At 41.0% G+C, this 25,797-nt stretch carries 16 protein-coding genes; 5 read left to right on the forward strand and 11 right to left on the reverse strand.

The genetic code is table 11. The features are described 5' to 3' along the window. Positions 1–108 precede the first annotated feature (108 nt). From H6G79_RS36825 to H6G79_RS17750, 7 genes are all read right to left on the reverse strand, one after another. The gene (locus H6G79_RS36825) at positions 109–4,389 is read right to left on the reverse strand and encodes an eIF2A-related protein (protein ID WP_242048435.1); all 4,281 of its coding nucleotides are present in this window, start codon (positions 4,387–4,389) and stop codon (positions 109–111) included. Positions 4,390–4,776: 387 nt separating this feature from the next. Continuing rightward, positions 4,777–5,295, reverse strand: a complete 519-nt coding sequence (locus H6G79_RS17725; protein ID WP_190590861.1) for a hypothetical protein — start codon at positions 5,293–5,295, stop codon at positions 4,777–4,779. 407 nt (positions 5,296–5,702) lie between these two features. Further along, positions 5,703–7,040: a glycosyltransferase family 4 protein gene (locus tag H6G79_RS17730; protein WP_190590860.1), complete on the reverse strand. Its 1,338-nt coding sequence runs from the start codon at positions 7,038–7,040 to the stop codon at positions 5,703–5,705. A 338-nt stretch (positions 7,041–7,378) separates the two neighbouring features. Beyond that, complete coding sequence (locus H6G79_RS17735; protein WP_190590859.1) at positions 7,379–7,870, reverse strand: gluconokinase; 492 nt, start codon at positions 7,868–7,870, stop codon at positions 7,379–7,381. 332 nt (positions 7,871–8,202) lie between these two features. Further along, positions 8,203–9,159, reverse strand: a complete 957-nt coding sequence (locus H6G79_RS17740; RefSeq protein ID WP_190590858.1) for a protochlorophyllide reductase — start codon at positions 9,157–9,159, stop codon at positions 8,203–8,205. A 266-nt stretch (positions 9,160–9,425) separates the two neighbouring features. After that, positions 9,426–9,839: a DNA mismatch repair protein gene (locus tag H6G79_RS17745; protein WP_190590857.1), complete on the reverse strand. Its 414-nt coding sequence runs from the start codon at positions 9,837–9,839 to the stop codon at positions 9,426–9,428. A 432-nt stretch (positions 9,840–10,271) separates the two neighbouring features. Continuing rightward, on the reverse strand, positions 10,272–11,525 hold the full coding sequence (locus H6G79_RS17750; protein WP_190590855.1) for a VCBS repeat-containing protein: 1,254 nt from the start codon (positions 11,523–11,525) through the stop codon (positions 10,272–10,274). A gap of 485 nt (positions 11,526–12,010) precedes the next feature. On the opposite strand from H6G79_RS17750, the gene H6G79_RS17755 reads away from it, so the two are divergent. The 3 genes from H6G79_RS17755 (at position 12,011) to H6G79_RS17765 (ending at position 18,762) form a co-directional block, all read left to right on the forward strand. Next, complete coding sequence (locus H6G79_RS17755) at positions 12,011–13,327, forward strand: aminopeptidase P N-terminal domain-containing protein (RefSeq protein ID WP_190590853.1); 1,317 nt, start codon at positions 12,011–12,013, stop codon at positions 13,325–13,327. Positions 13,328–13,550: 223 nt separating this feature from the next. Beyond that, positions 13,551–16,931 (forward strand): EAL domain-containing protein, encoded by a 3,381-nt coding sequence (locus tag H6G79_RS17760; RefSeq protein ID WP_190590852.1) that lies wholly within the window; start codon positions 13,551–13,553, stop codon positions 16,929–16,931. 103 nt (positions 16,932–17,034) lie between these two features. After that, entirely contained in the window at positions 17,035–18,762 is a 1,728-nt protein-coding gene (locus tag H6G79_RS17765) for a hypothetical protein (RefSeq protein ID WP_190590870.1), read from the forward strand. A gap of 308 nt (positions 18,763–19,070) precedes the next feature. Here H6G79_RS17765 and H6G79_RS17770 read toward each other — a convergent pair whose 3' ends face one another. From H6G79_RS17770 to H6G79_RS17785, 4 genes are all read right to left on the reverse strand, one after another. Further along, positions 19,071–19,835 (reverse strand): SDR family NAD(P)-dependent oxidoreductase, encoded by a 765-nt coding sequence (locus H6G79_RS17770; protein WP_190590850.1) that lies wholly within the window; start codon positions 19,833–19,835, stop codon positions 19,071–19,073. A gap of 220 nt (positions 19,836–20,055) precedes the next feature. Next, a complete protein-coding gene (locus H6G79_RS17775; RefSeq protein WP_190590848.1) occupies positions 20,056–21,207 on the reverse strand; it encodes a histidine decarboxylase in 1,152 nt (383 codons plus the stop codon). A gap of 793 nt (positions 21,208–22,000) precedes the next feature. Continuing rightward, complete coding sequence (locus H6G79_RS17780; RefSeq protein ID WP_190590847.1) at positions 22,001–22,264, reverse strand: hypothetical protein; 264 nt, start codon at positions 22,262–22,264, stop codon at positions 22,001–22,003. A gap of 381 nt (positions 22,265–22,645) precedes the next feature. Further along, positions 22,646–23,461, reverse strand: a complete 816-nt coding sequence (locus H6G79_RS17785; protein ID WP_190590846.1) for an Rpn family recombination-promoting nuclease/putative transposase — start codon at positions 23,459–23,461, stop codon at positions 22,646–22,648. Positions 23,462–23,577: 116 nt separating this feature from the next. Here H6G79_RS17785 and H6G79_RS17790 point away from each other — a divergent pair, with 116 nt between their 5' ends. Then, complete coding sequence (locus H6G79_RS17790; RefSeq protein WP_190590845.1) at positions 23,578–23,784, forward strand: hypothetical protein; 207 nt, start codon at positions 23,578–23,580, stop codon at positions 23,782–23,784. Positions 23,785–23,847: 63 nt separating this feature from the next. Further along, entirely contained in the window at positions 23,848–25,233 is a 1,386-nt protein-coding gene (gene argH, locus H6G79_RS17795) for an argininosuccinate lyase (RefSeq protein WP_190590844.1), read from the forward strand. Positions 25,234–25,797: the final 564 nt, after the last annotated feature.

Raw genomic sequence — 25,797 nt, forward strand, 5'->3', positions numbered from 1 at the left:
GGTAATAATGGTTCAATAATTAGCCACTCTTCATCTGTTAAACTGCTTAAATACATAAGTGACAAAACATACTGTTATTTTATCAGTATACTAGATCCCAAATGGGTTCTATATCTCTTTTTGATGTCCTTGGAAAGTTTGTAGTAGTTTACCGCTTAAATCCCAAAGTTTCACTGTTTTGTCATAACTAGCAGAAGCAATGGTTTTACCATCAGGACTAAATACTACGCTTATGACTAAACCGTCATGTCCTTTGAAGGTTCGTAGTTCCTTACCGCTTAAATCCCAAAGTTTTATATTACGATCCACACCTGATGAAGCAATCATTTTACCGTCGGGACTAAATGCAACACTTGTAACCTGGTCTTGATGTCCTTTAAAGGTTTGTAGTAGTTTACCGCTTAAATCCCAAAGTTTTATAGTGTTGTCCCAACTACCAGAAGCAATGGTTTTACCATCAGGGCTAAATGCAACACTAAAGACCGAATCTTGATGTCCTTTGAAGGTTTGCAGTAGTTTACCAGTTAAGTCCCAAAGTTTGATTGTTTTGTCCGAACTACCAGAAGCAATCGTTTTACCATCTGGACTAAACACCACTTTATTAATCCACACTTGGTGTGTCTGGAAGGTTTGCAGTAGCTTGCCGTTTAAATTCCAAAGTCTCACGGTACCGTCATAACTAGCAGCAGCAATGGTATTACCGTCTGGACTAAACGCTACGCTATAGACTGGATAGATATCTCCTTTGAAAGTTTGCAGTAGCTTGCCGTTTAAATCCCAAAGTTTCACGGTACTGTCATAACTAGCGGAAGCAATAGTTTTACCGTCGGGACTAAACACTACTCTATAGACATAATTTTCATGTCCTTTGAGGGTTTTTAATTCCTTAGTACTTAAATTCCACAGTGTCACATCATTGCCCCAATCAGCCGAAGCAATCGTTTTACCATCTGGACTAAAAGCTACACTTCTAAGTGCGGTGTTCTGTTTTTTAAAGGTTTGTAGTTCCTTACCGCTTAAATCCCAAAGTTTCACAGTATTGTCAAAACTACCAGAAGCAATAGTTTTACCATCTGGACTAAAGGCTACACTATTAATCTCAGCTTGGTGTCCTTTAAAGGTTCGTAGTTCTTTACCGTTTAAATCCCAAAGTTTGATTGTTTTGTCATCACTAGCAGAGGCAATGGTTTTACCATCTGGGCTAAAAGCAACACTGATAACAGAATCTTGATGTCCTATAAAAGTTTGCAGTAGCTTGCCTTTAAGATCCCAGATTTTAATTGTTTTGTCTCTACCAGCAGAAGCGAATGTCTTGCCATCGGGACTAAAAGCCATGCCATAGACTACACTGCCGTGTGTAAAATTATTGCGCTGCTTGATTCCATAAACTGCTTTTTGCAAAGCTACCATAGCTGGAATGTAGTTAATTTTTTGTTTTTTAAAGATTCTTCCAGCCTTAATTCCTTTTATCAGTGCTTCCAATTCTTGATGAGAATCAAACAGTACTAACGAAGATTGAGTAATAGCCTCCGCCTTAGCTATTTCGGCTTCTTGCTTTTGAGACCAAGCCACCAGTCCCAAACTAGCACTAATCATCACAGCCACAACTGCACCACCAGCCACCCCCCTGGCTGTTCTAATTTCTCGACGGCGATGGGCTTCTTTTTCCGCTTCTTGACGCTGGCGTAACTCTATACAAGCGTTAACATAGTTAGCCTCAAGTTGGTTGAGAAATCCGGTTTGTTTGGCTAAGACTTGAGCATCTTCTAATCTCCCGCCACGATGCACTAAATAATTATCATCTTTTTGTTGCTTGTCCCAATCTAACGCCGCTTGACGAATAGTTTCTCGTAGTTGCAAATTAGTGCGGTTTTCATCCAACCAATTCAGTAATCTTGGCCAGTAGCGAATTAATGCTTCGTGGGCTACTTCCACTTCTTCTTTACTTGTAGAACTATCAATACTAGTAACTACCAGTCTTGCACCTTCCCCAGCTAATCGATTAACTAGTTCTTTAATTGATGCTGCTGTACTACCCGTTGGAACTAACTCATCTAACCAAATCCTGCGTCTTGTATCGCGGCGGATGTCTCCTTGAATAACGCTGTCATCTAGACGGGTGAGGCGAATGAAAATATTTTTAACTTGTTCCTGTTCCGACAGTGATAGGGTATTGTAAACATCATCGGCAGTTTGAGCGATCGCCATTCTCACACCACCAATTGTTTCATACTCCCCCGACTGCAACCATCTACCATGTCGCCGCTTCCATAACTCTAGCAGCGCGTGTTGCAACAATGGCATTGCCCCCGGTTCACCTTGAACATCATCCAGAATGGTGTTACTCAACCCTGGTTCAAACCGCAAACCTACCTGTGCAGCTTGCATTTCCATCGCTTTTCGTAATTCCGCCCCATCCATTGGCGCAATCAATTTTTGTCGGGCTTCCATGAGTTCTTTCAACTCCCGGTAAGGGGCGCATTCTCCCCAAAAATCTGCCCGCATCGTAATTACAACTTTTTGCTGTTGAGTTAAGTTTAAAACTTGTGCGATAAATTCCCGACGTTCGGTTTCATCAGGACATAGGGTAAATAGTTCCTCAAACTGGTCAACGATTAAAATAGAAGTCTGCTTCAAAGTCGTCTCAGTGCTGACAGCAACACCACCCTTGGCTAATTCAATGGCGGTTTCTGGTTTTGTCACCCATTCATTTTCAATATCCAACAAACACAACGACTTACTTAAAGGTGCAGGTTGTTGATTTTCCCCGCCAGCCAATGTTGCTTGCAATTGCGCCATTGGGTTATTACTGGGTGTCATATATGACACAACTAAATTCGGCTGTTTTTCTTGTAATGCGGGAATCAGCCCTGCTAATACTACTGATGATTTCCCACTCCCAGAAGCACCTAACACCGCTAAAAAGTTATGTTCTGTCAGTTTTTCATTGAGTTGAATAATTAATTGTTCTCGCCCAAAGAAAAACTCGCGGTTTTCTTCGCGGAAAGGATACAAGCCCAAGAAAGGACAACAAGAATTATACGTGGGTGGTTGTTGACCTAAAGCCAAGGCGTTAAAACTCAGGTCAATGATTTCTTCGCAAAGGGTATTAACTGCTGTTAAAGCTTGTTCGCGTTCTTCACGGGCTGATTTGCTTAAGGCGTTGCTATCTGCACCTAAACTATTACCTAATTTCTGGGCTAGTTCTGCAAATCTTTGCCGTAGTGCTGGGGCGCGTTCTGACAATAATTGCTCAAACTGCTCTAAACCATACCCAATTTCGGTGTTAGTCAAGTCTCTATCTAGTTGGTCACTAAATAAGGGTCGTCCACCCAAGCGACTAAATAAGGCGGGGACAGTGACATCACCCCGTTCGGCGAGTCCAGCTAAGGCTTCGTGCAATGCTGAATCTACTTCCCCAGATTGGCGCAATTGTTCATAAAATTTTATACCTAATGCGAGGGCGGTTTTGACGGTGACTTTTTCTGTCATGGCGACAACTGCCGGCATTCCCAAATCTCGCACGAGTCTTTGTCCTAAACCGCCAAGCCCGACTTCAGCTTCTGCACTGGCGCTTTCGCAGGTAGAGAGACAAGTAAAGTGTGGTAATCCTTTGGCTCCTTTTAATGACCGTAATCTTTCAATTAAACGTGTTCCTGTGACTGGTTCTACTTGATTATTTTCCTTCGTCCAGTACAGGACTGTTTCGCCGTTCTCGATGACTCGACTATGACTGATGATGTGCAGTAAAGTATACTGCTTGGTTCTGTCGGTTAAGTGTTTACACAGTTCATCTAAGGTTGGTTCCCCAATTGCATCTGGGACTGTAGCTAAAACATCTGATGGTATTTCACCCAAAGCTTGACGCACGTATGAAACGGCGGCTTCAACATCAAAGGGTTCTAAACTAAACCGCCCAATTTGTTCGGGACTGGCGACTAAGATTAAGGCGCGTAAGTCTCTGCGACCAATGGGAGGAAAACGGCGGTCTGTAATTGCTGGAATATAAAAGGAAAATGGGGTGCGCTGTTCTAATGTTAGTAGCCGCCAACTGTCATCAATTTTGCCGCAGAGTCTTTCCCAACGTAAGGTTCTGAGTTCTGGGTCTGTGGCTTCGATAAATAATAATACTCGTAAGGCTGCGTCACAGTTGTGTAACGCCCGGATAAAGGCATCTCGAATTTCTTCTTTAAACAGTGCCTTTCCGAGAAATGTGCCGTATTCTAGGGGCTGTCCCAGTAAGCTGGTGAGTTTTTGTAAGTCTTCTGCTGTGAGTTCGAGGGTTCCTTCCGAACGCGATGATAGTAGTTCTCCCGGTCGGCTATGTTCTACTACTATCGGCCAGTGTTTGCCTAATTTGCGCTGGATATTAATCTCGAATGTGTTCATCTTTGATTGTGAGTAGATGCGGGTGATAGGCGACAGGTGATAGCGAACCCAACATTATCAAAACCTTCGTTGAGTGCTGCTATGGCTATATCCAACCTACGAATTTAACGTGGTGTGCAACTTTCTCTCAAACCTAACCCCTAACCCCTTCCCTCGTAGGGAAGGGGGGCAAGATTCAAAGCCTCTATCCTTGCAGGGGAGAGGTTTGGAGAGGGGTTTCAAGAATAAGTTGCACATCGCGTAATTTATTGTTAATCAACAATATTCTGTATTTGCCACATAATAACGGTATAAAAGCTAGATAAAGCTCAGTATTTCACCGTAAAAATCTGAGGATTGTGGCACGGATTTTTATCAACCTATAACCTGTAACCTATAACCTCTACCCTATTCCTCATCTCCTGTTGTATCAGTCGGTGATTTTTCGTTATCGCTAAGTTTCACCAAACTTTCTAAGCCATACCACAACAGCAAATACAAAGTGGTTGTTTTCCATCGCGCCAAGGGTGGTAGCACTCTTTTGAGAGCGATCGCCACAACAGTAAAAGGTATAATAACTCGTAAATCTACACTTTCTTTAGTAACTTTTTTAACTTGCTCATTTATTCCCAATAAGCTGGTAGCAAAACTTGGCGACTGGGGTTTTGCCTTGGGAATCTCAATAATAACAATGCCTTGAGCCTGTAATTTATCGATAATTTCTGCAAAATCAGTGTTTGCATCGGCAGCATAAAAAGTCACACTGCCTGTTTGAGAATTTACCTTTAACTGTTCAACCTGTGGGAAAAAGGTTTTGAGGTAATTAGCAGTCAACTGAATTTCTGCTTGTTCTAGATTTTGAGGAGAAATTCGCAGTCTTAGCCGTCCCGGAGTTTGACTAATAATTTGAATATATATAGGACTCATATTTGATTTGTGAAAAAAGCGACATACAGCGTTTTTCGGTTGAGTGCAGTATAAGTTGATAGGGAATAGAGACTAGAGGAATGTACCTCATGGAGATGAAAAACACTGTAATTAAAACATTATCTTTTCTGCTCCCTACTCCTACCCCAAGGTTACTATAGCAATCCTAAATGATCAGGACTTACGTAAGTGTCACAATTGGTGGTTGGTGCGTGACGCTATAAATCTGATGACTACGTTCAAATCTTCCCGTTGCGTCACACACCCTACAGAAAAAATATGCCAGTTGCGTAAGTCCTAATGATATACAAACATCTCTCTACCTTGTCTACCTTGTCCTCCTTGTCTCTTTTGTTCATTTCTCAAATAGGACTCCTATATCTTTGACTGTAACTTGTTACTAGTTTCTATTTTCCAGTTTTTACCGTACGACGATCGCGCAATTTTGGAGTTTGGTGAATATCAATCTGAGAGTCTGGAGAATTTAATTTTAAAACATGATCAACGGTTGATTGCTGTTTAGCGATCGCATCGATAAATAATTCTTCATATCTGGCAATTGCTTGTTCACAAGCATAATATTCAACCGCAAATTGTCTACCTTGCTGCCCTAAATGTTCTCTTAGCTGTGGTTGATGGTACAACTCTAAAATTTTATCGGCTAAGGCTTCTGGGGATTCTGGTTCGACAATGACACCGCCGCCGCTGTCTCGAATTGCTTGCGCCGCCGTACCTGTGGCTGGTACTGAACCCACAATTGGACGACCACTCGCCAACAACAAGGGAATTTTAGAAGGCATATTAAAGGAGATGACGTTGCGTTTTTGGACAATTAAGCCAATATCAGCCGCCGCTAACATTTGCGGGAGTTGTTCGCGCGGCTGTAGGGGTAAGAGTAAAACATTATCTGCGCCACAGGCTAAACAATATTGTTGTAATCTTCCCAGAGCGATCGCTTCTCCCGCAATCACAAAGGTAATTTCAGGAAGATGACGCAACCTAGCCGCCGCCGCCACTACTGTTTCTAAACCTTGAGTTAAAGCAATGTTCCCAGAATACATCACCACAAATTTTCCCTCTAATTGATGGGTGATTCTCCAGGGATTCTGATTTTGTGGTAAAGGATGAATAAAATTAACATTGACCCAGTTGGGAATACAAGTAATTTTTTGGGGAGATACGCCTTTATTTACTAAATTTTCTAAAAAACCATCAGCAATAACGCTGATGGTTTGAGCATTTTTGTAAGCAAATTTCTCTAAGAACTCACAAAATTTAATCATCCTTTTATTTGTCATTAACCCGACACGCACCGCCGCTTCTGGGAGAATATCTTGGACATTTAATACTACCGGGCAATTGTATATTTTTCCTAATAAAGCCGCAGGTAATGTCACTAATAAAGGCGGAATTGTCAGCAAAATTACATCCGGTCGTTTACCTCTCAAAGCTTGCGGTAAACTCGTCAAAATAAAACTTAATTCTAATAGTAATCTATCCAGCAAATTAGGTTTAGACTTGATTCGCAAGTAACTGCGTTGAACAGTGACACCATTAATTTTTTCTGTGATGTACCACTTACCCTGATAACCTGGATAAATTTCGCGTTGTGGATAATTTGGCATTCCTGTAATTACCCGCACCTCATGACCTTTTTTTACCAGTCCCTCTGCTAGTTCTGTCATTAAAGGTGCAATTCCAATTGGTTCTGGATGATAGTTATAGGAATAAATCAAAATCTGCATGAGTTATTGATAAGATTTTTGTAGTAATTAAGCTCAATTTAGGATAGGTTTCTAGCTGGTTTAAGAGTCAAATTAATAGGGAATTTAAATATTGCAGAATTGTAAAAATATATGTATAATCTGCACTCGATTCTATTGGGTATGGAAAATTATATCAATTTATACGAAATTAAAATACACTGATATACACATTAACTGAGGCAGGGGGCAGGGGGGACAAGGGAGACAAGGGAGATACGGACGCAATCTTTCTACCTTGTCTCCCCCCTCTACCTTGTCTACTCCTCACCCCTCTCAGCACTCAGCACTTTCAAGTCAGAAGGCAGTGCCGATAAAACTTAAACCTGGACGCTGTTTCTGATTTGCTGCAAAATCGCAGCTAAATCTTGAGAGATATCAATATAAACGGCTTCTTGAGGTGTGGGTGCTTCTAAGGTATCAAACTGGCTTTGTAAAAGATTGGCGTTCATAAAATGATTGTGGCGATCGCGCAATCTTTGGGCAATTAACTCATAACTGCCTGTGAGATACACTAGCTTTACCCGTGGATCATGATCCCCAAGAACATTACGATAACTGGCTTTGAGTGCCGAACAAGCCAAAATCACATTTTTCTCTGCTTGTAACCATTGAGCGATCGCAGTTTGTAATGATTGTAACCAAGGTTGGCGATCGGCATCTGTTAACGCTTCTCCTCGACTCATTTTGGTTTTCGCAGCAATTGAATGAAACCAGTCAGCATCGCAAAATTCCCATCCTGTTCCTGCTGCTAATGCTTGACCAATGGTGGTTTTACCAGCACCAGTCACTCCCATGATTAAAATTATCATTTGTAATTAGTAGGGTGTTGATTTTGAGTAATGAGTAAGGAGTAATGAGTGATGAGTAAATAGGACTTACGCGAAATTATGAAAAAACCTAGATGCGCTCTTCGGCTACTCTTACGATAACGCCTAACGGTAAACCCACAGAGTAAGATACAAAGTTATCAGAGCTTGAGAGATTTCTTACATACGTCTTAACTCATCACTCACTACTCATTACTCAATCTTCCATCCCTAAAAAGGTACAAAATCAACAGCCTATATTTACAGCGCAAGGGTGTAAGGGTATATATCCAAAACCCTTACACCCTATTTTCATCACCGTAACTCAGTTACAATCACCCAACTAGCTTTTCACTCAAATCCCACAGGCGTTCAGCTTTAGCATCATCCCGCGCTTGGGGAGAAACTGTCTGCACAAAAGATTTACCCTCTTTTTTCTGGCGATTTCCCCAACTCCAATAAGCACCAGATTGCTTATATTCTGGTTCAATCACCACGGCTGCAACCCGTTCTCCTGCCGTATCTTGAGAGACATATCCCCCGGTAATATATTTCTGGAACAAGGGGAAGAGTTTTTGGAACAAAGGATAGTGGTTACGGAATAGTGGTGTTTCAGCCACACATCCCGGATAGAGAGAGGTGAAGGTAATACCAGTTGATTCGTGATAGCGTCGATGCAGTTCGCGCATGGTTAACACGTTGCAAACTTTACTATCTTTGTAAGCTTTAACGGGTTCAAATTTCTTACCGTCAATCATCGAAATCGGTGCTTTAAAACCTGCGGCGAAGCCTTCTAAATCACCCAAGTCTGGACGTGGCGGAATTTTACCACCTAGTTCGTCTGGGTTGTGGGTAACAGTTCCCAAAATCACCATTCGCTTATCCGCAGCCGGAGATTTTTTCATATCTTCCAGCAAGAGTTTGCACAACAGAAAATGACCAAGGTGATTGGTGGTCATGGTTAATTCGTAGCCTTCGGGACTGCGTAATGGCTCTTTGATTAATGGCATATAAATCGCCGCATTCGCCACCACCGCATCTAAATATTTGCCACTGGCTCTAAAGTTGTTGACAAATTGGCGCACACTATCCAAAGAACCCAGGTCAATGTGCATAAGGGTATAGCTGTCCTTGGGTATGCCTACTTCTTGAGCAGCGTTTTCAGCCTTTGCCAAATCTCGGCAGGCCATGACAACGTGCCATCCTCTGCGAGCAAATGCTTTTGCAGCGTACAAACCTACCCCAGAGGACGCACCTGTGATTACAACCGTTGACTTACGATCCTGTGCCATTGCTATTCAGACTCTGTTATCGCCTTTTACTATCTTCTGGATTTTACATCACTCGGTTATACAGATTATCTATCAATTTTTGCTTAATAATTGTTAACAATTACAGAATTCAGAAGTCAGAATTCAGGAGTCAGAATTGACACTTCGACTAAGCTCGGTGCTGAATCAGTGAGGGAAAAAGACCACTATAGAACTGCTAGAAATAACCTCTAATAAAAAAATAATGGTGGGCAGAACCCACCACAAATCTCTATTTAATTTTTATTTTATAATAAACATTCTCTAGTTTGATGATGATTGATAAACATTTCCATGTCATATTCAATATTGTCTAAGACAATTGAAAAATTTGTTCTATCATATTCACCCTCACAAAAGGTTTCCATATATAAATTACTGCCTGAATTATCAATATATGCTTTCATAAACATAAATAATAAATTCAGTTCATTTACGTATTCTAAAAGATTATATCTATCTACATTCAGATTGCAAGAATAAAGAATTCTAATTAATACACCTCGATTTGGTACATTCTTAACTATTAAACCATGCTTTCTTGGGTGGCGACATAACAGTAATTCATCTTCTTCATCAACGTGATAACCATTGAATTCTAAATGATTGCGATATCTCACCAAGGGGTGAGCTAAATAATCACCGATGTTAATTTCTGACATGGGTATAAACCTCACAATGTGCTTAACCAATGATGTTGGTTAAAGTTAGTATTCCCACTTAGGGATAATTTATTAACTCTATCTTGAGATATATAGGAATCTGGTTTGATGGCTGAATCTGTTGCTGTAGAAAGGGAGTAGGAAAGAAGGCGTATATCAATGTAATGAACAGAGGCTAGAAAAAGAAAGTGATTAATCTCGCTTATACAGGACGTTACTAAAATCCGTCTAATTTTAAATAAGCAGTATGCTCAAAGTCAGAGCATACTGCCATAACAGAAGGTTAAAGGTAAAAATTCACAATGGATCAGAGTTGGAGAATCAGTACTATAAGAATATCTATCTAGTAGAGTACTGATTCATCAATGATTCGGAATGTTGACTATCACCATTACCTTCTGTGGTCAGAATCGCACCCGAAATCACCAATTTTTAGCCGGTATACCAAGCCGCACCAAGTCTACTTTGAGTAGCGACAGTAGATTCTGTAGCTTGTGTGCCATTCACTGTCCAAATCTTATCTGCACCAGAAGCTTGATCACGCCAGTAGACATCGGTTTTACCATCGCCATTGAAATCGCCAAAGGATGGTGTCAAGGATGCGCTGTTGCTGGGGAGGAAGGCTTCAGACTTAACGGCTGTACCATTCATTAACCAAGCTGTATTCTCACCAGTTGTTTTATTGCGCCAGAAGATATCGGTTTTGCCGTCACCGTCAAAATCAACAATGTTAGCTTGCCAAGAAGAATCGAGTGTCTTAGCTGCGGCTTCGGTGACGACGATACCGTTCATAGTCCAAATTTTGTTTTGACCACTGGAAGAGTTACGCCACAGAATATCAGTCTTTAAGTCGCCGTTGAAATCGCCGAGGATGGGAGTTAAAGCCGAAGATTGAGATTGTAGGTTAAACTTGCTGACTTGTGTGCCATTCATAAACCAAGCACTGTTAGCGCCAGTATTGGCATTGCGCCAGAAGATATCGCTTCTACCGTTACCGTCAAAATCAACAACGGTTGGAGTTAAACCAACTGCTGTGGTTTCTAGAACATTGGCACTGGAAACTCTTGTACCATCCATTGTCCAAAGGGCATTTTGGCCAGTTTGAGCATTATTCCAGAAGATATCTGTTTTGCGATCGCCATTGAAATCACCAATTAAGGGATTCAAGTTGGGATCTACTCTTTCTAAGGCGGCGGTACTAGCGACTCTTGTACCATCTATGAGGGCAACTCTGTTCTCCCCTGTCTTCATATTCCGCAACAGAAAGTCAGTTTTGCCATCATTATTAAAATCGGCAATTCTGTAAGTCCAAGAGTTAATGTCAAACTTACCCATAGAACCTTGGGAGAGAATTTGTCCACCATCCATGAGGCGTAGGACAATCTCACCTGTTTGAGCATTCACCCAGAGTTTATCAACTTTACCATCACCGTTAAAATCAGGTGCGATCGCTGCACTCTTTAGGTAAGGGTTGGGGTTAGGATTGGCGCTGGCTGTAACTTTTGATGTTGTATTTTGCTGTGTTGATAAAGAGCTTGTATCTAATGTTGACGCGGAACTACTGCCTAAAAAAGTTTTGCCAATTCCTTGATTGTTGTCGAGAACGTCTAACAAATCACTGGATTTTTTCAAAGAGTCAGAAAATGCTGTTACTTGTAATGCTGATGATTTTGAAGTTAAAGACATAGTGCGTTCTGATCACTGGTTGTCTTCAAAGTTTTAACTTAAAGCTCTTAGTCATTTCTGTATTTTAATAACAGTTATTATCTTTTTATGGTTTCACAGCTAAACATTTTGCTATTTAAAATATCAAGGTTTCTATACAAGTTATTTTATATAAGTTATTTTATTTATTTTTGCAAGTCGTAGATAATCAATCATCCAATTTGTCAGCGTATTTTATTTATGTCAGGCTTTAAATATATAAAATAAGTTTGTCATCTAATTATCAGCAGACAAAACTTAAAATGACCAAACAATACAAAAAACAAATGCTCCAAAAGTTCTGAATACAATAACTCACTACTCATTACTCATTACTTATTACTCATGCTGTACCTCACTTACTTCAAAAGTGCTGTATAAAGAGTGCTGAGGATGGGCTTTTGACTCAGCCTTCAATACTAGGTAAGGTAAAATAACACAGTATTTAACTGACAAATTGAAAAACTATGCAATTAGAATATCGGCAGCGTCGGGAGCAATTAATGGCAAAAATTGGCAATGGTACGGCGATTTTTCGCAGTGCGCCAATGGCAGTCATGCACAACGATGTCGAATATGCTTATCGTCAAGACAGTGATTTTTTCTACTTAACAGGCTTTAATGAAGCGCAAGCCGTGGCAGTGTTAACACCAAATCACCCCGAACATCGTTTTGTGTTGTTTGTCCAGCCAAAAGACCGAGAAAAAGAAGTTTGGTCTGGTTATCGCTGCGGGGTGGATGCAGCCAAAGAAATTTATGGCGCTGATGCAGCTTATCCTATCAATGAATTAGATGAGAAATTGCCCCAATATCTCGAAAAATCCGATCGCATTTATTATCACTTGGGGCGCGATCGCAAATTTAATGAAAAAGTTTTAGCACATTATCAAAGTTTACTGCGGACTTATCCCAAACGAGGTACAGGGCCAATTGCCATTGAAGATACCTGTACGGTGCTTCACAGTATGCGCCTAATTAAAACAGAAACCGAATTAGAAATGATGCGCCAAGCAGCTGCGATCGCTATTGAAGCACATAATCAAGCAATGGCGATTACCAAACCCGGACGTTATGAATACGAAATCCAAGCCGAAATCGAATGGCTGTTTCGCCACCGGGGTGCAATGGGGCCTGCTTATCCTTCAATTGTGGCTTCAGGGGTGAATGCTTGCGTCCTCCACTACATTGAAAATAATCGTCAGATGCAGGATGGCGAACTGCTATTAATTGATGCTGGCTGTGCCTACAATTATTACAACTCCGATATTACCCGGACATTTCCCGTGGGTGGTAAGTTTACGCCAGAACAAAAGACATTGTATGAAATTGTACTAGAAGCACAAAAACAAGCGATCGCCCAAGTCAAACCGGGTAACACCTTTAAAGCGGTTCACGATACTGCTGTGCGCGTCCTCACCGCAGGCTTAATTGACCTTGGCATTCTCCAGGGCGAACTTGACAAAATCATCGAAGAAGAAAAATACAAACCATATTATATGCACCGCACCAGCCATTGGTTAGGCTTAGATGTGCATGATGTTGGCGTTTACCAACATGGTGACGACAAACCGCAGATTTTACAACCCGGTCAAGTCCTCACAGTCGAACCAGGGCTATACATTGTTCCAGATACAAAACTAGCCGAAGACCAACCACAAACCCACCCACGTTGGATTGGTATTGGCATTCGCATCGAAGATGATGTACTCGTCACACCCACAGGCCATGAAGTATTAACTGCTGGAGTTCCCAAAGAAATCGATGAGATAGAACGAGTAGGCTAATGAAGGCAGGAAGTAAGAGGAAATACCCATAAATTCTGCCTTTTTGGTCAAAATTTTCCCTTACACCCATACACCCTCAAACCCCCACTCCCGACTCCCGATTCCCTACTCCCTTTTGTTCACACTTAAGATTTTCTAGGTAAGTTCAGCAGTTACACGGAAGCCATAAAAAATCAGATCAGTTATTCAGTGGATGATAGTCAGTACATCTAGCTAGAAAACAATGGTCAGTAATAGTTCTGTGCAGGGCGAAAAAACCCAACGGTTAGTAATGCGCCTGCCACGTACCTTAAGTTATCTAGAAACCTGGGGCTTTGGGCTGACGGGTCATGTAGGATGGATTGGCACTGCACCGGTTATCCATGCAGCATTAGGATCTAAAGCTGTTTTTGTGTGGGTGTTTGGGACAATTGTTTCCTGTATTTTGAACTTACAAATCCAAAGTTTAGGTAAACATTGGCTGGATGTAACCGGAGGGACACCTAATTATACGGCTCGGCTACTCAAAAACTATCCTCATTTGGGTCTTTATGTTGCTTTGGCTTATTATTTTAGCTGGGCAGCCGCACCCGCATTATACGCAATTATCCTGACAGACTTAGTTAAAGTTAATTTTCAACCTTTAGGTATTTCCTGTCCAGAAACTTTCTTAAAAATTACCTTCACAGCAATTCCCTTTATTGTGGCTTTTAGTGGGACTCGTGCTGTCGCCCTACTACACTTATTTTTTGTAATTCCGGCAATTTCGTTAGTACTTTTATTTTGTACTCAAGGTATATTTTGGTTAGTTTTATCTCAGGGAATTAATTTATTTCCACCTAGTACCCACAGCCTAACTTTTGCCGAATGGGCAAAGTGGTTTTTCCTAGCCAGTTATTCAGTTTACGCTTGTGAAACCACAACTGCTTTTGTTGCCGATAGCCGTTCTCCGCAAAAAACTTTGAATTTTTTAACCACAGCAACTTGGCTAATTCCCCCTGTTTTTCTTGGTGGTTCGTGGGTATTAATGTGTACCGTTACCAATACTAATCTTGGTGAAGATACATTCTTGAATTTATTAGCGGCATCACAACCTTTTTGGGGTTCATTTGCCCCTTTTTTAGTTACACTGCTAATTGCGTTTTCTTGTCTGCTAAGTTGTGCCACAGCCGTTACCAATTCTCCTCGGATTCTTTACCAACTGGCGTTGGATGGTCAGTTGTCGCCTGTGTTTACGGTAGTTTCCCGCCAAGGCATTTTGGGGCCAGCTATTTTTATTACTTTTTTACTCAGTTTGCTTTGTTTGAATCTAGGCAGTGTATCTCACTTGGTGACAGTGGCAGGTACATGCTATTTGTTAGCCATTATGGGGCTACATTTTGGCTTGTGGTTATGTCGCCATCAAGTAGAAGTTTTGTGGCCTTGGTGGTCATTGGGTTTTTTTTTGGTAGAAGCAGTAGTTTTAGTAGTTGGTGGATTAGCTTGGAGTTGGCAAGATTTATTAATTGGGATGATTATTCCTTTGGTGTTGATGATGGGAGATATGGGCTTGCGTCGCTGTAACTTTGCACCATTTCATCCCCAATGGTGGACAGAACGTTACACCGAAAAATTTACTAGTAATAACTCAGATTTTGTAGTACTTCAGGTAATTGTTTTAGTATCGCTGATTTGTGCTTCTGCTATTGGCAGTTGGATTTTGCGTGATTTATTAGGTGAATTTCATGACAACTCACGCAATGCTTTACTGGCTATTGTGTTGGTTATGCTTTCGTTTGTAGGGGTAGCGATCGCCTGCTGGACTACCCTACCACAAATTGCCGCCATTGATCAGGCACGGCAACAAGCCAAAAATCTCTTTATTACCACCCTCAATACTGTTCCCGATGTTGTTTTAGTTTTGGATGAACAAGGTACAATCATCCAGACCAATTTAGCAGCAGAAGAATTATTTCACATTAGTACTCAACAACTCATCGGACAGAGTTTAAATCTCTTCTTGATCAACCATCATGGTAAACCAGAGCAATGGTCGATGCGGAGTGAACAAACTCTCACCACCAAACATGGTTCATATATTGTAGAGTCTACTGTTTCCCAGCCTTCTAATTTGTCATTAGGACAATATGTTGTCATTTTGCGAGATATTACTCAACGCAAACTAGCCGAAGAAGAACTCAAACAATATCGTTGTCAGTTGGAACAGTTAGTCGCAGAACGTACCATTGAACTGATGAGAGTTAATCAACAGCTGCAACAAGATATTCTGGAACGACAAAGAACCCAAGAACTACTGCTGCACAACAGTTTACATGATGCCCTGACAGGATTACCCAACCAATCTTTGTTTATGGAGCGAGTTAAACTATCTCTAGAACGCAGCAAACAAAAGCTAGATTATGTATTTGCTGTTATTTTTTTAGATTTAGACCGCTTTAAGGTGATTAATGATAGTTTAGGGCATTTACTCGGCAATCAACTGTTAATTGCTATTTCCCATCGACTCCAGTCAATTTTACGCGCAGGCGATATGGTGGCGCGGTTTGGCGGTGATGAGTTCACAATTTTACTGGAAGAAATCGATGGTATCAACGGTGCAATTCAAGTCGCTGAACGCATTCAAACTTTACTGGCTTTACCTTTTCAATTAAATGAACATAAAGTCTTTACGAACGCAAGTATGGGGATTGCCTTAAGTAGCAATAATTATGAGCAAGCTGCACATATTCTGCGAGATGCTGATGTGGCGATGTATTCAGCAAAATCTAATGGTAAAGCGCGTTATGAAATTTTTCATCCCACTATGCACGAAAGTGCATCTCTGCTATTGCAGCTAGAAACGGCGATGCGTCATGCACTGATTCAGCAAGAAGAATTTCGCCTGCACTATCAGCCAATTGTGTCTCTAGTTACAGGTAGAATTGTTGGTTTTGAAGCCTTAATTAGATGGCATCATCCTGAAAGAGGGATTATTTCTCCAGAAGAATTTATTCCCTTAGCGGAAGAAACTGGAATGATTGCTTCTATTGGTCAATGGGTGCTTTATGAAGCTTGTCGCCAATTGCAAGTATGGCATCAACAATTTCCCGCTTGTGTACCTTTGACAATTAGCGTCAATTTTTCTGGCAAACAAGTTATGCAGCCAGATATTGTCAAACAAGTGCAACAAGTTCTGCACAATACAGGTTTAGAACCCAGTAGTTTGAAGTTAGAAATTACCGAAAGCTTGCTGATGGATAACTTTGAATTAGCCAACGCTATGCTTTCGCAATTAACTACCTTGAATATTGAGTTACACATGGATGATTTTGGTACAGGTTATTCATCCTTAAGTTATTTGCACCGCTTACCACTGAGAACGATTAAAATCGATCGCTCTTTTATTCGTAATATCGGTAGTCGGGGGGAAAATTTAGAAATTGTGCGAGCCATTATTACATTAGCCCACAGTTTAAATATGTCAGTCACCGCCGAAGGCATTGAAACAGTAGAACAATTAACCCAACTCAAAGCCTTAAAATGCGACCAAGGGCAAGGATATTTCTTCTTCCCAGCCTTGGAAGGTTCTGTAGTAGAAGGACTACTGCACAGTAATTTATCGGAGAAGAAGTTTTTTGAGGTGTAATATATTACTTATGAAAAAATTACACACTGGTTTAGCTTTTATCATTTGCTTGTTATGTCTGGGTGCTAACCAGCCTAAATCTGAGTCGCAATGGACACCGCAGATGGAGGCTGAGTTTAAAGAACGTTCTCAGCAAACAATTGCTAAATTTGCTGGTGAGAAATACGGTTCGACTGCCTTTGAGAATGAAAAAAAATCTTATCCAAAAGCGATGATGGACTTTTTAGCAGGTAATCGAGAAAAGGCGATCGCTTTTTTACAATCAGAAGACGCTGATCGTCAGCTTCATGCTCATACCTTGGGTATTGATTTTTACTCTAGCTTTACCCTCAAAGGCCAAGTCCGCAAATACTTTTACTTTGGCAAATATCTTGACCCAAGTTATCGTCAGCGAATGCGGAAAGCAATGGCAATTTTGACCGAAAAAGACCCACTGACACGCAAGTGGATCACTCCGCGCAAATTTTGGGTGAAATCATCTGATAACTGCAATACTTGGGTAGACTGCCGCAACACCGATAATCTAAAAGGAATGCGGAATGTCGCAGTTTATTTATTTGCCCAAGAAACAGGTAACGAAGCCACACGCAAAATATATAAAGAACGTATTCGGCGTGATATCCGCACTCTCTACCAAATTGGTCAAGGCGAATGGGACTCGGAAAACTACCTGGGACATACCATTACAGGCTATATTAACCTCTATGATTTTGCTCAAGATCCTGAAACCAAATCTCTGGCTAAATCTGCACTTGATTGGTTTTTTGCATCCGGCGCGTTGAAATATTGGCGCGGTGGCTTTGGTGGCCCCTCAAAGCGTGACAATAGCGGCGGTAACTGCGTTTGGTGTTCCTTAGCAACTCATGAATTAGGACTATATTTTGGTGATTCTCCCATCTCAGATCCCAACCCATCCCCAGACGAAGTACATCTCATTACCAGCAGTTACCGTCCCCCACCAGCAATTGTCGCCTTAGCAAAAAAGCAATTTCCCAAACCAGTGGAATTACTTAATTCCAAACCCACTTACGAAAACTGGAAACCGGGAAATGATGCTGCACCACAGTTTTATGAAACTCTTTATTTTGGTCAGACATTTCAATTAGGAACATTAGCCCAAGGTTCTGGCGGCGACTGGAACGGTTTTAAAATGATGGCGTTTAATTCTGGGCGGGGAGTAGATTATTTTATCGCTTCCACCGGCACAGACCCGACAAAAATTTCTACTGCTTCCCTTGGCGGAGAAAACATCGCTCAATATCGTAATTTGGTAATCTGGCTGAATCATCAACCCCAAGCACCATTTCAATTTTTTCTCCCTAAATCTGCCTTGGTAGAGAGCAGTAAGGGCATAACTTTTATTAAATACGAAAAAACATGGCTGGCATTAACACCAATTAATTTAGTGGTGGAAGGTGTAAATGCAACAGCAACTCAAACTATTCAAAAACAATATCCTGATGACCAAATTTTAACAGCAACAGGTAATGGTAAAAAATACACAGGCTTTGCCCTGGAAGTTGGTGAACCAGAAACCCACGGTAGCTGGGAGAAGTTTCAACAGTCTGTTATTTCTCAATCTTGCTTAAATCTACAGCAGCTAGATCAGGGAGAAGTGGAATATCAAGGTGTTTCTAGTAAGGTAAAAATGCAATATCAAGGTGTAAATTTACCGAAAGTTTGGCGCAATGGTAAACAACATAATTGGCGAGAACATTTTGCTGTTTATCAAAGTGCTGATGGTGTTAAAAGCCCAATTTATCAAGGATGGAAATCAGGTAAATTGACAATTAAAGCCGGGGGATATGAGTTTCAAAATCAAAGCAGGTGATATAGGAATCCGATGTGATTTCTGAATCTATTTGTGTGGTGCGCGAAGCGCAGCGCAAGCGCGATAGGCAGGGAGTAGGGAATGGGGAGTAGGGAGTAGGAAAGCAGCTTGATCTGAGTGTACTGATTTTTTTCATAAATCAAATATGAGTCCTATAAGTTACAGGTGATAGGTTACAGATTATAAATAGCTAAAAGACGCATTTCGACTTCTCCCCAAGGGAGACGCTACGCGAACGCTCAATGCTCGATAGGCTTCGGTTAGTGAGCTTTGCCGAAGTGTCGAAACCTTCCCCTTGTCTCCCTTCACTACTGCACCGTATAACCCCCATCTATCACCAGGGATGTTGCTGTAATATATGAGGCTTTATCAGAAGCAAGAAATAAAATAGCTTGAGCGACTTCTTGGGGTTGTCCTAAGCGTTTGACGGGAATTGTTGCAGCGAGTTGATGAATTGCTTCTTCTTTTGTCACACCTTGCCAATCAGCAAATTGTTGTATCTGTAATGTATCAATTACGCCTGGACAAACACAATTAACTCGAATATTTTCTGTTGCTAAATCATGAGCCAAACTGCGGGTTAATTGGACAACTGCGCCTTTGGTAGTGTTATACAATGCAAAATTGGGAAAGGCAATCAAAGCCGCTATGGATGCAACGTTGACAATTGCACCACCACCACGCTGACGTATATGGGGGATGGCATATTTAGCACAAAAAGCATAGCCTTTAACATTAGTTCCTAAGACTTTATCCCAATCAAAATTGCCAGCTTTTTCTAGAGAACCAATGGCTAAAATTCCCGCATTCGCAACTAAGATATCGATGCTGTACCATTGATTTACGACACTTTCAATCCAATGCTGCACCTGATTTTCATCACTCACATCGCAGTTGTGAAAAGTGGCTTCTCCACCACTATTTTTGATTTCTTCCAGCAGAGATAAACCACCAGTGGTATCAATATCAGCGATCGCTACTTTAGCACCCTCAGCCGCAAACAGTTTAGCCGTGGCTCGACCAATACCAGAACTACCCCCAGTCACTAAAGCAACTTTATTTGCTAATTCCATAAATTCTTAGTCCTTGTTGATATCAGGGTGTAGATGTTAGGACTTACGCATAAAAAGGATTTTGGTGAGGGTGTAGGGGTACAGGGGTGTATGTATCTAATACCCTTACTCACACATCCTTACACCCAATTTTCATAGACAATATTGATTGGTGCGTAAGTCCTGGATGTTTAAAATCCTCACACCCATTGTTAATGATCAGTTTTTCAGCAACCCCTGATTAAGAAAGTACTGGTTGTAGGTGTAAATATTCAGATTCTGGTAATAATCCTTCTTGTAAGACCAGTTCATTCACGAAAGTATCAATTTTGTGTCGGTCTATATTTTGCATGACAATCAGATGTGCCACATTATCCATAGTAGCCAATTGCCATTTTTTAATTAAAGGTTGGCTCGGCTTTTGAAACACAACAGTATTGGAGAATTTATTCAGCATACAGGGATATTCTCGCAATTTAAGTTGCTGGAATAAATATTGGGCGTTTTGAATACATGTTTTTGCTTCTTTGGCGAATCCTTCATAACCTCTGGTTTTCAGCGCATACCAAATAATTAGAGGCGTATGACCATTACGAGAACCAAGAATAGTGGTATCTTTAGAACCAAGATATTCAATCATAGTTTCTACTTTTTCTACCCACTTTTTCTTAGTTAAGACTACACCACAGGGTAGGGGCGAACCAATGAATTTACCAGAAATAGCGATACTATCTATTGGTCTTTGAAAGTTAATTTGGGGGGCATTCTCTAAAAATGGTAAAATCATCCCCGAAAGCGCGGCATCACAATGAATATAGTAATCTTTAATTTGATGCTGTTTGAGAATTTCTAGAACTTTATCTAGGTTATCAATTGCGCCTTTAACAGTAGTGCCAATATTCAAGTTAAGAATGACTGGGCGTTGGGAATTTTGTTGAATTGCCTGGGATAAATGTTGATAATTTATCTCGCCATTTGTTTGGGAATTAATTACTTGATGCTTTATCCCAAAAAGTCTAGCAGCTTTAGCAATAGAGTAATGAGAATCTTGAGATGAATAGAGAATGCCATCGGGATAAATTTCTCTTGCTAATAGCATTCCATATAAATTTCCCTCTGTTCCACCAGCAGTTACATAGCCCCAAGACTCATTTTCGGGAATTTTATATAGTTGGGAAAAAAATGATAGAACTTCTTGTTCAAATTTGCGGGAATGTAGACCAAAATCTGGCTCTACATAGGGGTCGCCGGCATTATTTAATAAAAAATTAAAGAACTTGGTTAGATAAGTGAAATCACAACTTAAATTATATGGATAACCTGCATGGAATTGCGTTTTCTGTTCTATTTGCTGCCAAAAAAGTGCTAACTCTTTGCTCACAGTATCTAACATATTTCTTGATTGTTTATATTTTTAGTTCACGCAAGTTTTACACTGAATCTCAAGTAGTGATTCAATATTTTCAGGTTTTCTTAATAACTATCTTATTGCAATTAAAGATTCTATAAAGCAGTGATTACACGGAGAAGATTTCCTGAAAATATTTGGATTAATCATGTTTGACCTAATATATATATTCGCATTATCTCCTAACGGCAAAAGTAGGAGTTTCGCTCAGGAATAATATCAAGATTTAACGGAATTTCTATAAGAAGTTTCACCGAATTATTCAACTACGCCTGCGGAAGATTCAGCATAATTACAGACAAATTTCAGTTAATACTTAGAAGGAAATACGATGTTGCTAAATATACCTGATTTACGGGATATCGAAAAATTACGGACAGTTTTCGCTAAGTTCTAGGTGATTAGCGATCGCACCTAGTTAAATATATGGAAAAGGCTCAGGGTATGAGAGATGATTTATGAAGTGAACTTTAAATTATCTTGATGTAGCAACACTTAACGCACTCACTCTCTTGAGTTCCCAAATTCTCGCATAGCCGTAAAATACCCTTGTGTATTGAGCATTGATCCTCGAAGCGAGGATGACATAGAATCAAAGGCTATGCAGTAATTTTAAACCCTTGCTCTTGCTGCGTGATATTGCGTGATATATCGATATTACCAGCCACAATGGAAGAAACCAGCGTGATCATAGCAAGCGATCGCTAACAGAAAATCTTTGTGCGTAAATGCTAATTTGCTCAAACCCCGGCGGTTGAGTCGGGGTTTTGGTTTCAGGTTATGCGATGAAAATTTGACGAATTAATATACTCATCACTTCCCCAGCGTTGGCTGTGGGTAGTAATGGACTCCAGTCGCCGACACTTGCATAACCAATTGCTTGCAAACGGTAAATTGAACTAGTCACCGCTTTAGGCGAACCAATCAATAAATGTTTAACTGGTTCTCTGGTAGGAAATACCGCAGATTGCTTGAGTGTGGGAATCTCAAAACCTGTGCTTGGTAAATACTGTTGGGTAAAATTTTGTACTTGTGTAATCATGGTATTTGAATCCTGTTGTGGGTTTCAAGAAAGGCGATCGCAGACTCTTGCCGGAGGGCGATCGCCTTTCTCATGCTTTTATATTAGAGTATAAATTTATACAAGTCAACTACTAATTAAAAAATATTTGCAATCAAAAATATCCCCGAATTTTTAGAAAATTCGGGGATATGATTTTTTTGTGAAATGTATAATGTTTTCATTAATAGGACTTACGCAAAAAAACGAAAAAATAAGGTTTTAGTAAAGGGTGCAGGGGTATGAGAGTGTAAGTATTCAAAACCCTTTCACCCCCGCACCCAATCCCCACAGACAATTGTGGTGCGTAAGTCCTGATTACCTCACAGTTTGCCACAGCGATCGCATAAGTTTTTTGGTTCTTCAGTTTTCACTGTCCAACTCTGTCAACTTAAGTTGCTGGATATTTTCTGCGGACAGACCTGTTACTTTGATGACTACTTCATCAGCTACTCCTTCCCGTAGAAGATTAAGGGCTACAAGGCGAACACCTTCTTCAATACCTTCAACTCGACCTTCAGCCCGACCTTCAGCTCGACCTTCAGCCCGACCTTCATTCATAAGTGCTTGATAAGTTACTGACTCTTGCATAAGTTCTCTCCGCAGCAACTGTTGAATAATATCTTGATTTAATACTAACCCAGCGAGAATAAACGCCGATGCAGCTATATTACTTTGTGTTCGTTGGTCGTCGATTTGGGAAATTTGTTGGGCGACTTGTCGCAGTGTTTCAGTACGATTCTCAGTTTGGCTTAAAACTGCAAAAGGAAGTAACCCTGGAGATTGGAAAAAATTATCTGTCGATTGTTCCCAAAGGCGAATCACCTGAAAACGATGGAAAGTATCTTCTAGGGTAAATGTTGTTTGCTGCACTAGTTCAGAATTGGTTTGTTGCAGGTAAATAACAACCTGAAGCATTCGTTTGTGGGGAAAACGTCGATATACCCGCAGTCGATAATCAATCATCCGAAAGGGGATCTCAATTTTGGGCTGAGTCTGAAATTCTATGTGCAGTACAAGTTCGTCTGACTGAAGTAATATCAGCGCATCAGCACGAATTGGTTCTAAAGACAGTTCAGAAGGACTTAATTTAGTTAGGGTGATGGGTTTACCTAAAAGCCAGGTAGCAAAATCACTGGCAAAGTTTTCTACGAGAAATTTACAGATGTTATCAAACATAAGAAAACTTTACCAAGTAATGATCGTGCGATCGCTACCTCCAATTAAGTAAGCCAAACACTGGACATCACATAGAACTAGAGGTTATGACATAGAGGTCTTATTTGGGACTCGGTATGCACTACCTCAACGATTTAACTTTTCAGCTATTTTGGCATTTGCCAATGAATGCAATGGTGTTGGCGCAGCAAATTAGTGACCCAAATCTCATGGGTCAGGTGCAGAAAGCTTGGAATCACTTTATACAAACAGGTCAAGTCTGGGCTTTACTGATTGGTTTGGTGATTGGTTGGCTATTTCGCAATCTTACCAGCTACGGTTGACACAGACAGGGGGTTGGTAGTACGGATTAGAGTATTTGCCTACTTCCAATTCCCCTTTGTTTTATGACGCAACAACAAACCTGGAGTCAGCGATTTGAATCAGCCCTGCATCCTGCGATCGCTCGTTTTAATGCCAGCATTAATTTTGATATTGAATTAATCGAATACGACCTGACTGGTTCTCAAGCTCATGCCAAAATGTTGGCGCATACGGGGATAATTTCTGCTGAAGAAGGCGAACAACTCGTTACAGGTTTGGAACAAATTCGCCAGGAATATCGCCAAGGCCAGTTTCAGCCAGGAATTGACGCTGAAGATGTGCATTTTGCTGTAGAACGACGACTTACAGAAATTGTCGGCGATGTAGGGAAAAAGTTACACACGGCGCGATCTCGTAATGACCAAGTAGGTACAGATACTCGGCTTTATCTCCGTGACCAAATTCAGCAAATTCGCACTCAACTGCGAGAATTTCAACGAGTTTTATTAGATATAGCCGAAAATAACGTGGAAACTCTCATCCCTGGCTATACTCACCTCCAACGCGCCCAGCCTTTAAGTTTAGCCCATCACTTATTGGCTTACTTTGAAATGACACAGCGCGACTGGGAACGTTTGGGTGATGTTTATCGCCGCGTGAATATTTCGCCTTTGGGTTGCGGTGCTTTGGCGGGAACAACTTTCCCCATTGATCGCCACTACAGCGCCCAACTACTCAATTTTGATCATGTTTATGCTAACAGCTTGGATGGCGTGAGCGATCGCGATTTTGCGATCGAATTTCTGTGTGCGGCTAGTTTGATTATGGTTCACCTCAGCCGCCTTTCAGAAGAAGTGATTCTCTGGGCTTCGGAAGAATTTCGCTTTATCACCCTTAAAGATAGCTGTGCTACTGGTTCTAGCATTATGCCCCAAAAGAAAAACCCCGATGTCCCAGAACTAGTACGCGGTAAAACTGGGCGTGTTTTTGGTCATCTCCAGGCGATGTTAGTCATAATGAAGGGCTTACCTTTAGCCTATAACAAAGACTTGCAAGAAGACAAAGAAGGTTTATTTGATGGCGTGAATACCGTCAAAGCCTGTTTAGAAGCAATGACAATTTTGCTACGGGAAGGCTTGGAATTTCGTAGCCAGCGTTTAAACACAGCCGTCGCAGAAGACTTTTCTAATGCTACCGATGTCGCAGATTATCTCGCTGCTAGGGGTGTTCCCTTCCGAGAAGCTTATAATCTCGTGGGCAAGGTAGTGAAAACTAGTATTGCTGCGGGTAAACTTTTAAAAGATTTAACCTTAGAAGAATGGCAACAAATACATCCGACATTTGCGGCTGATATTTATGATGCGATCGCCCCACGCACAGTTGTCGCCGCCCGTAATAGTTATGGTGGCACAGGTTTTGCCCAAGTCACCAAAGCAATCGATCATGCTCGCAACCAAATCAGGGAATAGGTGATAGGTTACAGGTTACAGGGTTAAATCTTGTACTGCCTTCACATAGCAGGAGGCAGAAGATAGGAGAAAAAGTCTTATTTTTCCTGCCATTCAAGCTTTTAAGTTGTCCTAATGTATCTCAATACGGTTCAGATAAGAAAACTCAATGACAGCAAAACCAACAAATATAGGACTTACGCAAAAAAACGAAAAAATAAGGTTTTAGAACAGGGTGCAGGGGTATGAGAGTGTAACCTGGATTTCTCTCTTGTGAGAAATCCAGGGGTGTGGGAGGGGTGGGAAGGGTGGGAAGTGTGGGAGGATGGTGAAAAAATCTTTCCCCCCACACTCCCCTCTCTCTCCACACCCGCTACCTATACGTGAGAAATTCGGGTGTAAGGGTGTAAGTATCCAAAACCCTTACACCCCATACCCTTTCACCCTCACACCCAATCCCCACAGAAAATTTTGATGCGTAAGTCCTGAAATAATGACTCAACAAAAAACGAAAAAATGATTTTGGAGGGGGTTTGGGGGACGCAACCGTCCCCCAATCGGGGGTGTGGGGGAGAATCCCCCAAA

It is taken from the genome of Anabaena sp. FACHB-83 (genome assembly GCF_014697485.1).
Lineage (GTDB): Bacteria > Cyanobacteriota > Cyanobacteriia > Cyanobacteriales > Nostocaceae > Nostoc_B.

What these genes read in the sequence shown, in the direction of transcription:
- H6G79_RS17765 (WP_190590870.1), top strand. Translation starts at nt 17,035, where the DNA reads ATGGAGGCTGAGTTTAAAGAACGTTCTCAGCAAACAATTGCTAAATTT.
- H6G79_RS17785 (WP_190590846.1), bottom strand. Translation starts at nt 23,461, where the DNA reads ATGTTTGATAACATCTGTAAATTTCTCGTAGAAAACTTTGCCAGTGAT.
- H6G79_RS17730 (WP_190590860.1), bottom strand. Translation starts at nt 7,040, where the DNA reads ATGCAGATTTTGATTTATTCCTATAACTATCATCCAGAACCAATTGGA.
- H6G79_RS36825 (WP_242048435.1), bottom strand. Translation starts at nt 4,389, where the DNA reads ATGAACACATTCGAGATTAATATCCAGCGCAAATTAGGCAAACACTGG.
- H6G79_RS17745 (WP_190590857.1), bottom strand. Translation starts at nt 9,839, where the DNA reads ATGTCAGAAATTAACATCGGTGATTATTTAGCTCACCCCTTGGTGAGA.
- H6G79_RS17780 (WP_190590847.1), bottom strand. Translation starts at nt 22,264, where the DNA reads ATGATTACACAAGTACAAAATTTTACCCAACAGTATTTACCAAGCACA.
- H6G79_RS17775 (WP_190590848.1), bottom strand. Translation starts at nt 21,207, where the DNA reads ATGTTAGATACTGTGAGCAAAGAGTTAGCACTTTTTTGGCAGCAAATA.
- H6G79_RS17725 (WP_190590861.1), bottom strand. Translation starts at nt 5,295, where the DNA reads ATGAGTCCTATATATATTCAAATTATTAGTCAAACTCCGGGACGGCTA.
- H6G79_RS17750 (WP_190590855.1), bottom strand. Translation starts at nt 11,525, where the DNA reads ATGTCTTTAACTTCAAAATCATCAGCATTACAAGTAACAGCATTTTCT.
- argH (WP_190590844.1), top strand. Translation starts at nt 23,848, where the DNA reads ATGACGCAACAACAAACCTGGAGTCAGCGATTTGAATCAGCCCTGCAT.
- H6G79_RS17790 (WP_190590845.1), top strand. Translation starts at nt 23,578, where the DNA reads ATGCACTACCTCAACGATTTAACTTTTCAGCTATTTTGGCATTTGCCA.
- H6G79_RS17735 (WP_190590859.1), bottom strand. Translation starts at nt 7,870, where the DNA reads ATGATAATTTTAATCATGGGAGTGACTGGTGCTGGTAAAACCACCATT.
- H6G79_RS17755 (WP_190590853.1), top strand. Translation starts at nt 12,011, where the DNA reads ATGCAATTAGAATATCGGCAGCGTCGGGAGCAATTAATGGCAAAAATT.
- H6G79_RS17740 (WP_190590858.1), bottom strand. Translation starts at nt 9,159, where the DNA reads ATGGCACAGGATCGTAAGTCAACGGTTGTAATCACAGGTGCGTCCTCT.
- H6G79_RS17770 (WP_190590850.1), bottom strand. Translation starts at nt 19,835, where the DNA reads ATGGAATTAGCAAATAAAGTTGCTTTAGTGACTGGGGGTAGTTCTGGT.
- H6G79_RS17760 (WP_190590852.1), top strand. Translation starts at nt 13,551, where the DNA reads ATGGTCAGTAATAGTTCTGTGCAGGGCGAAAAAACCCAACGGTTAGTA.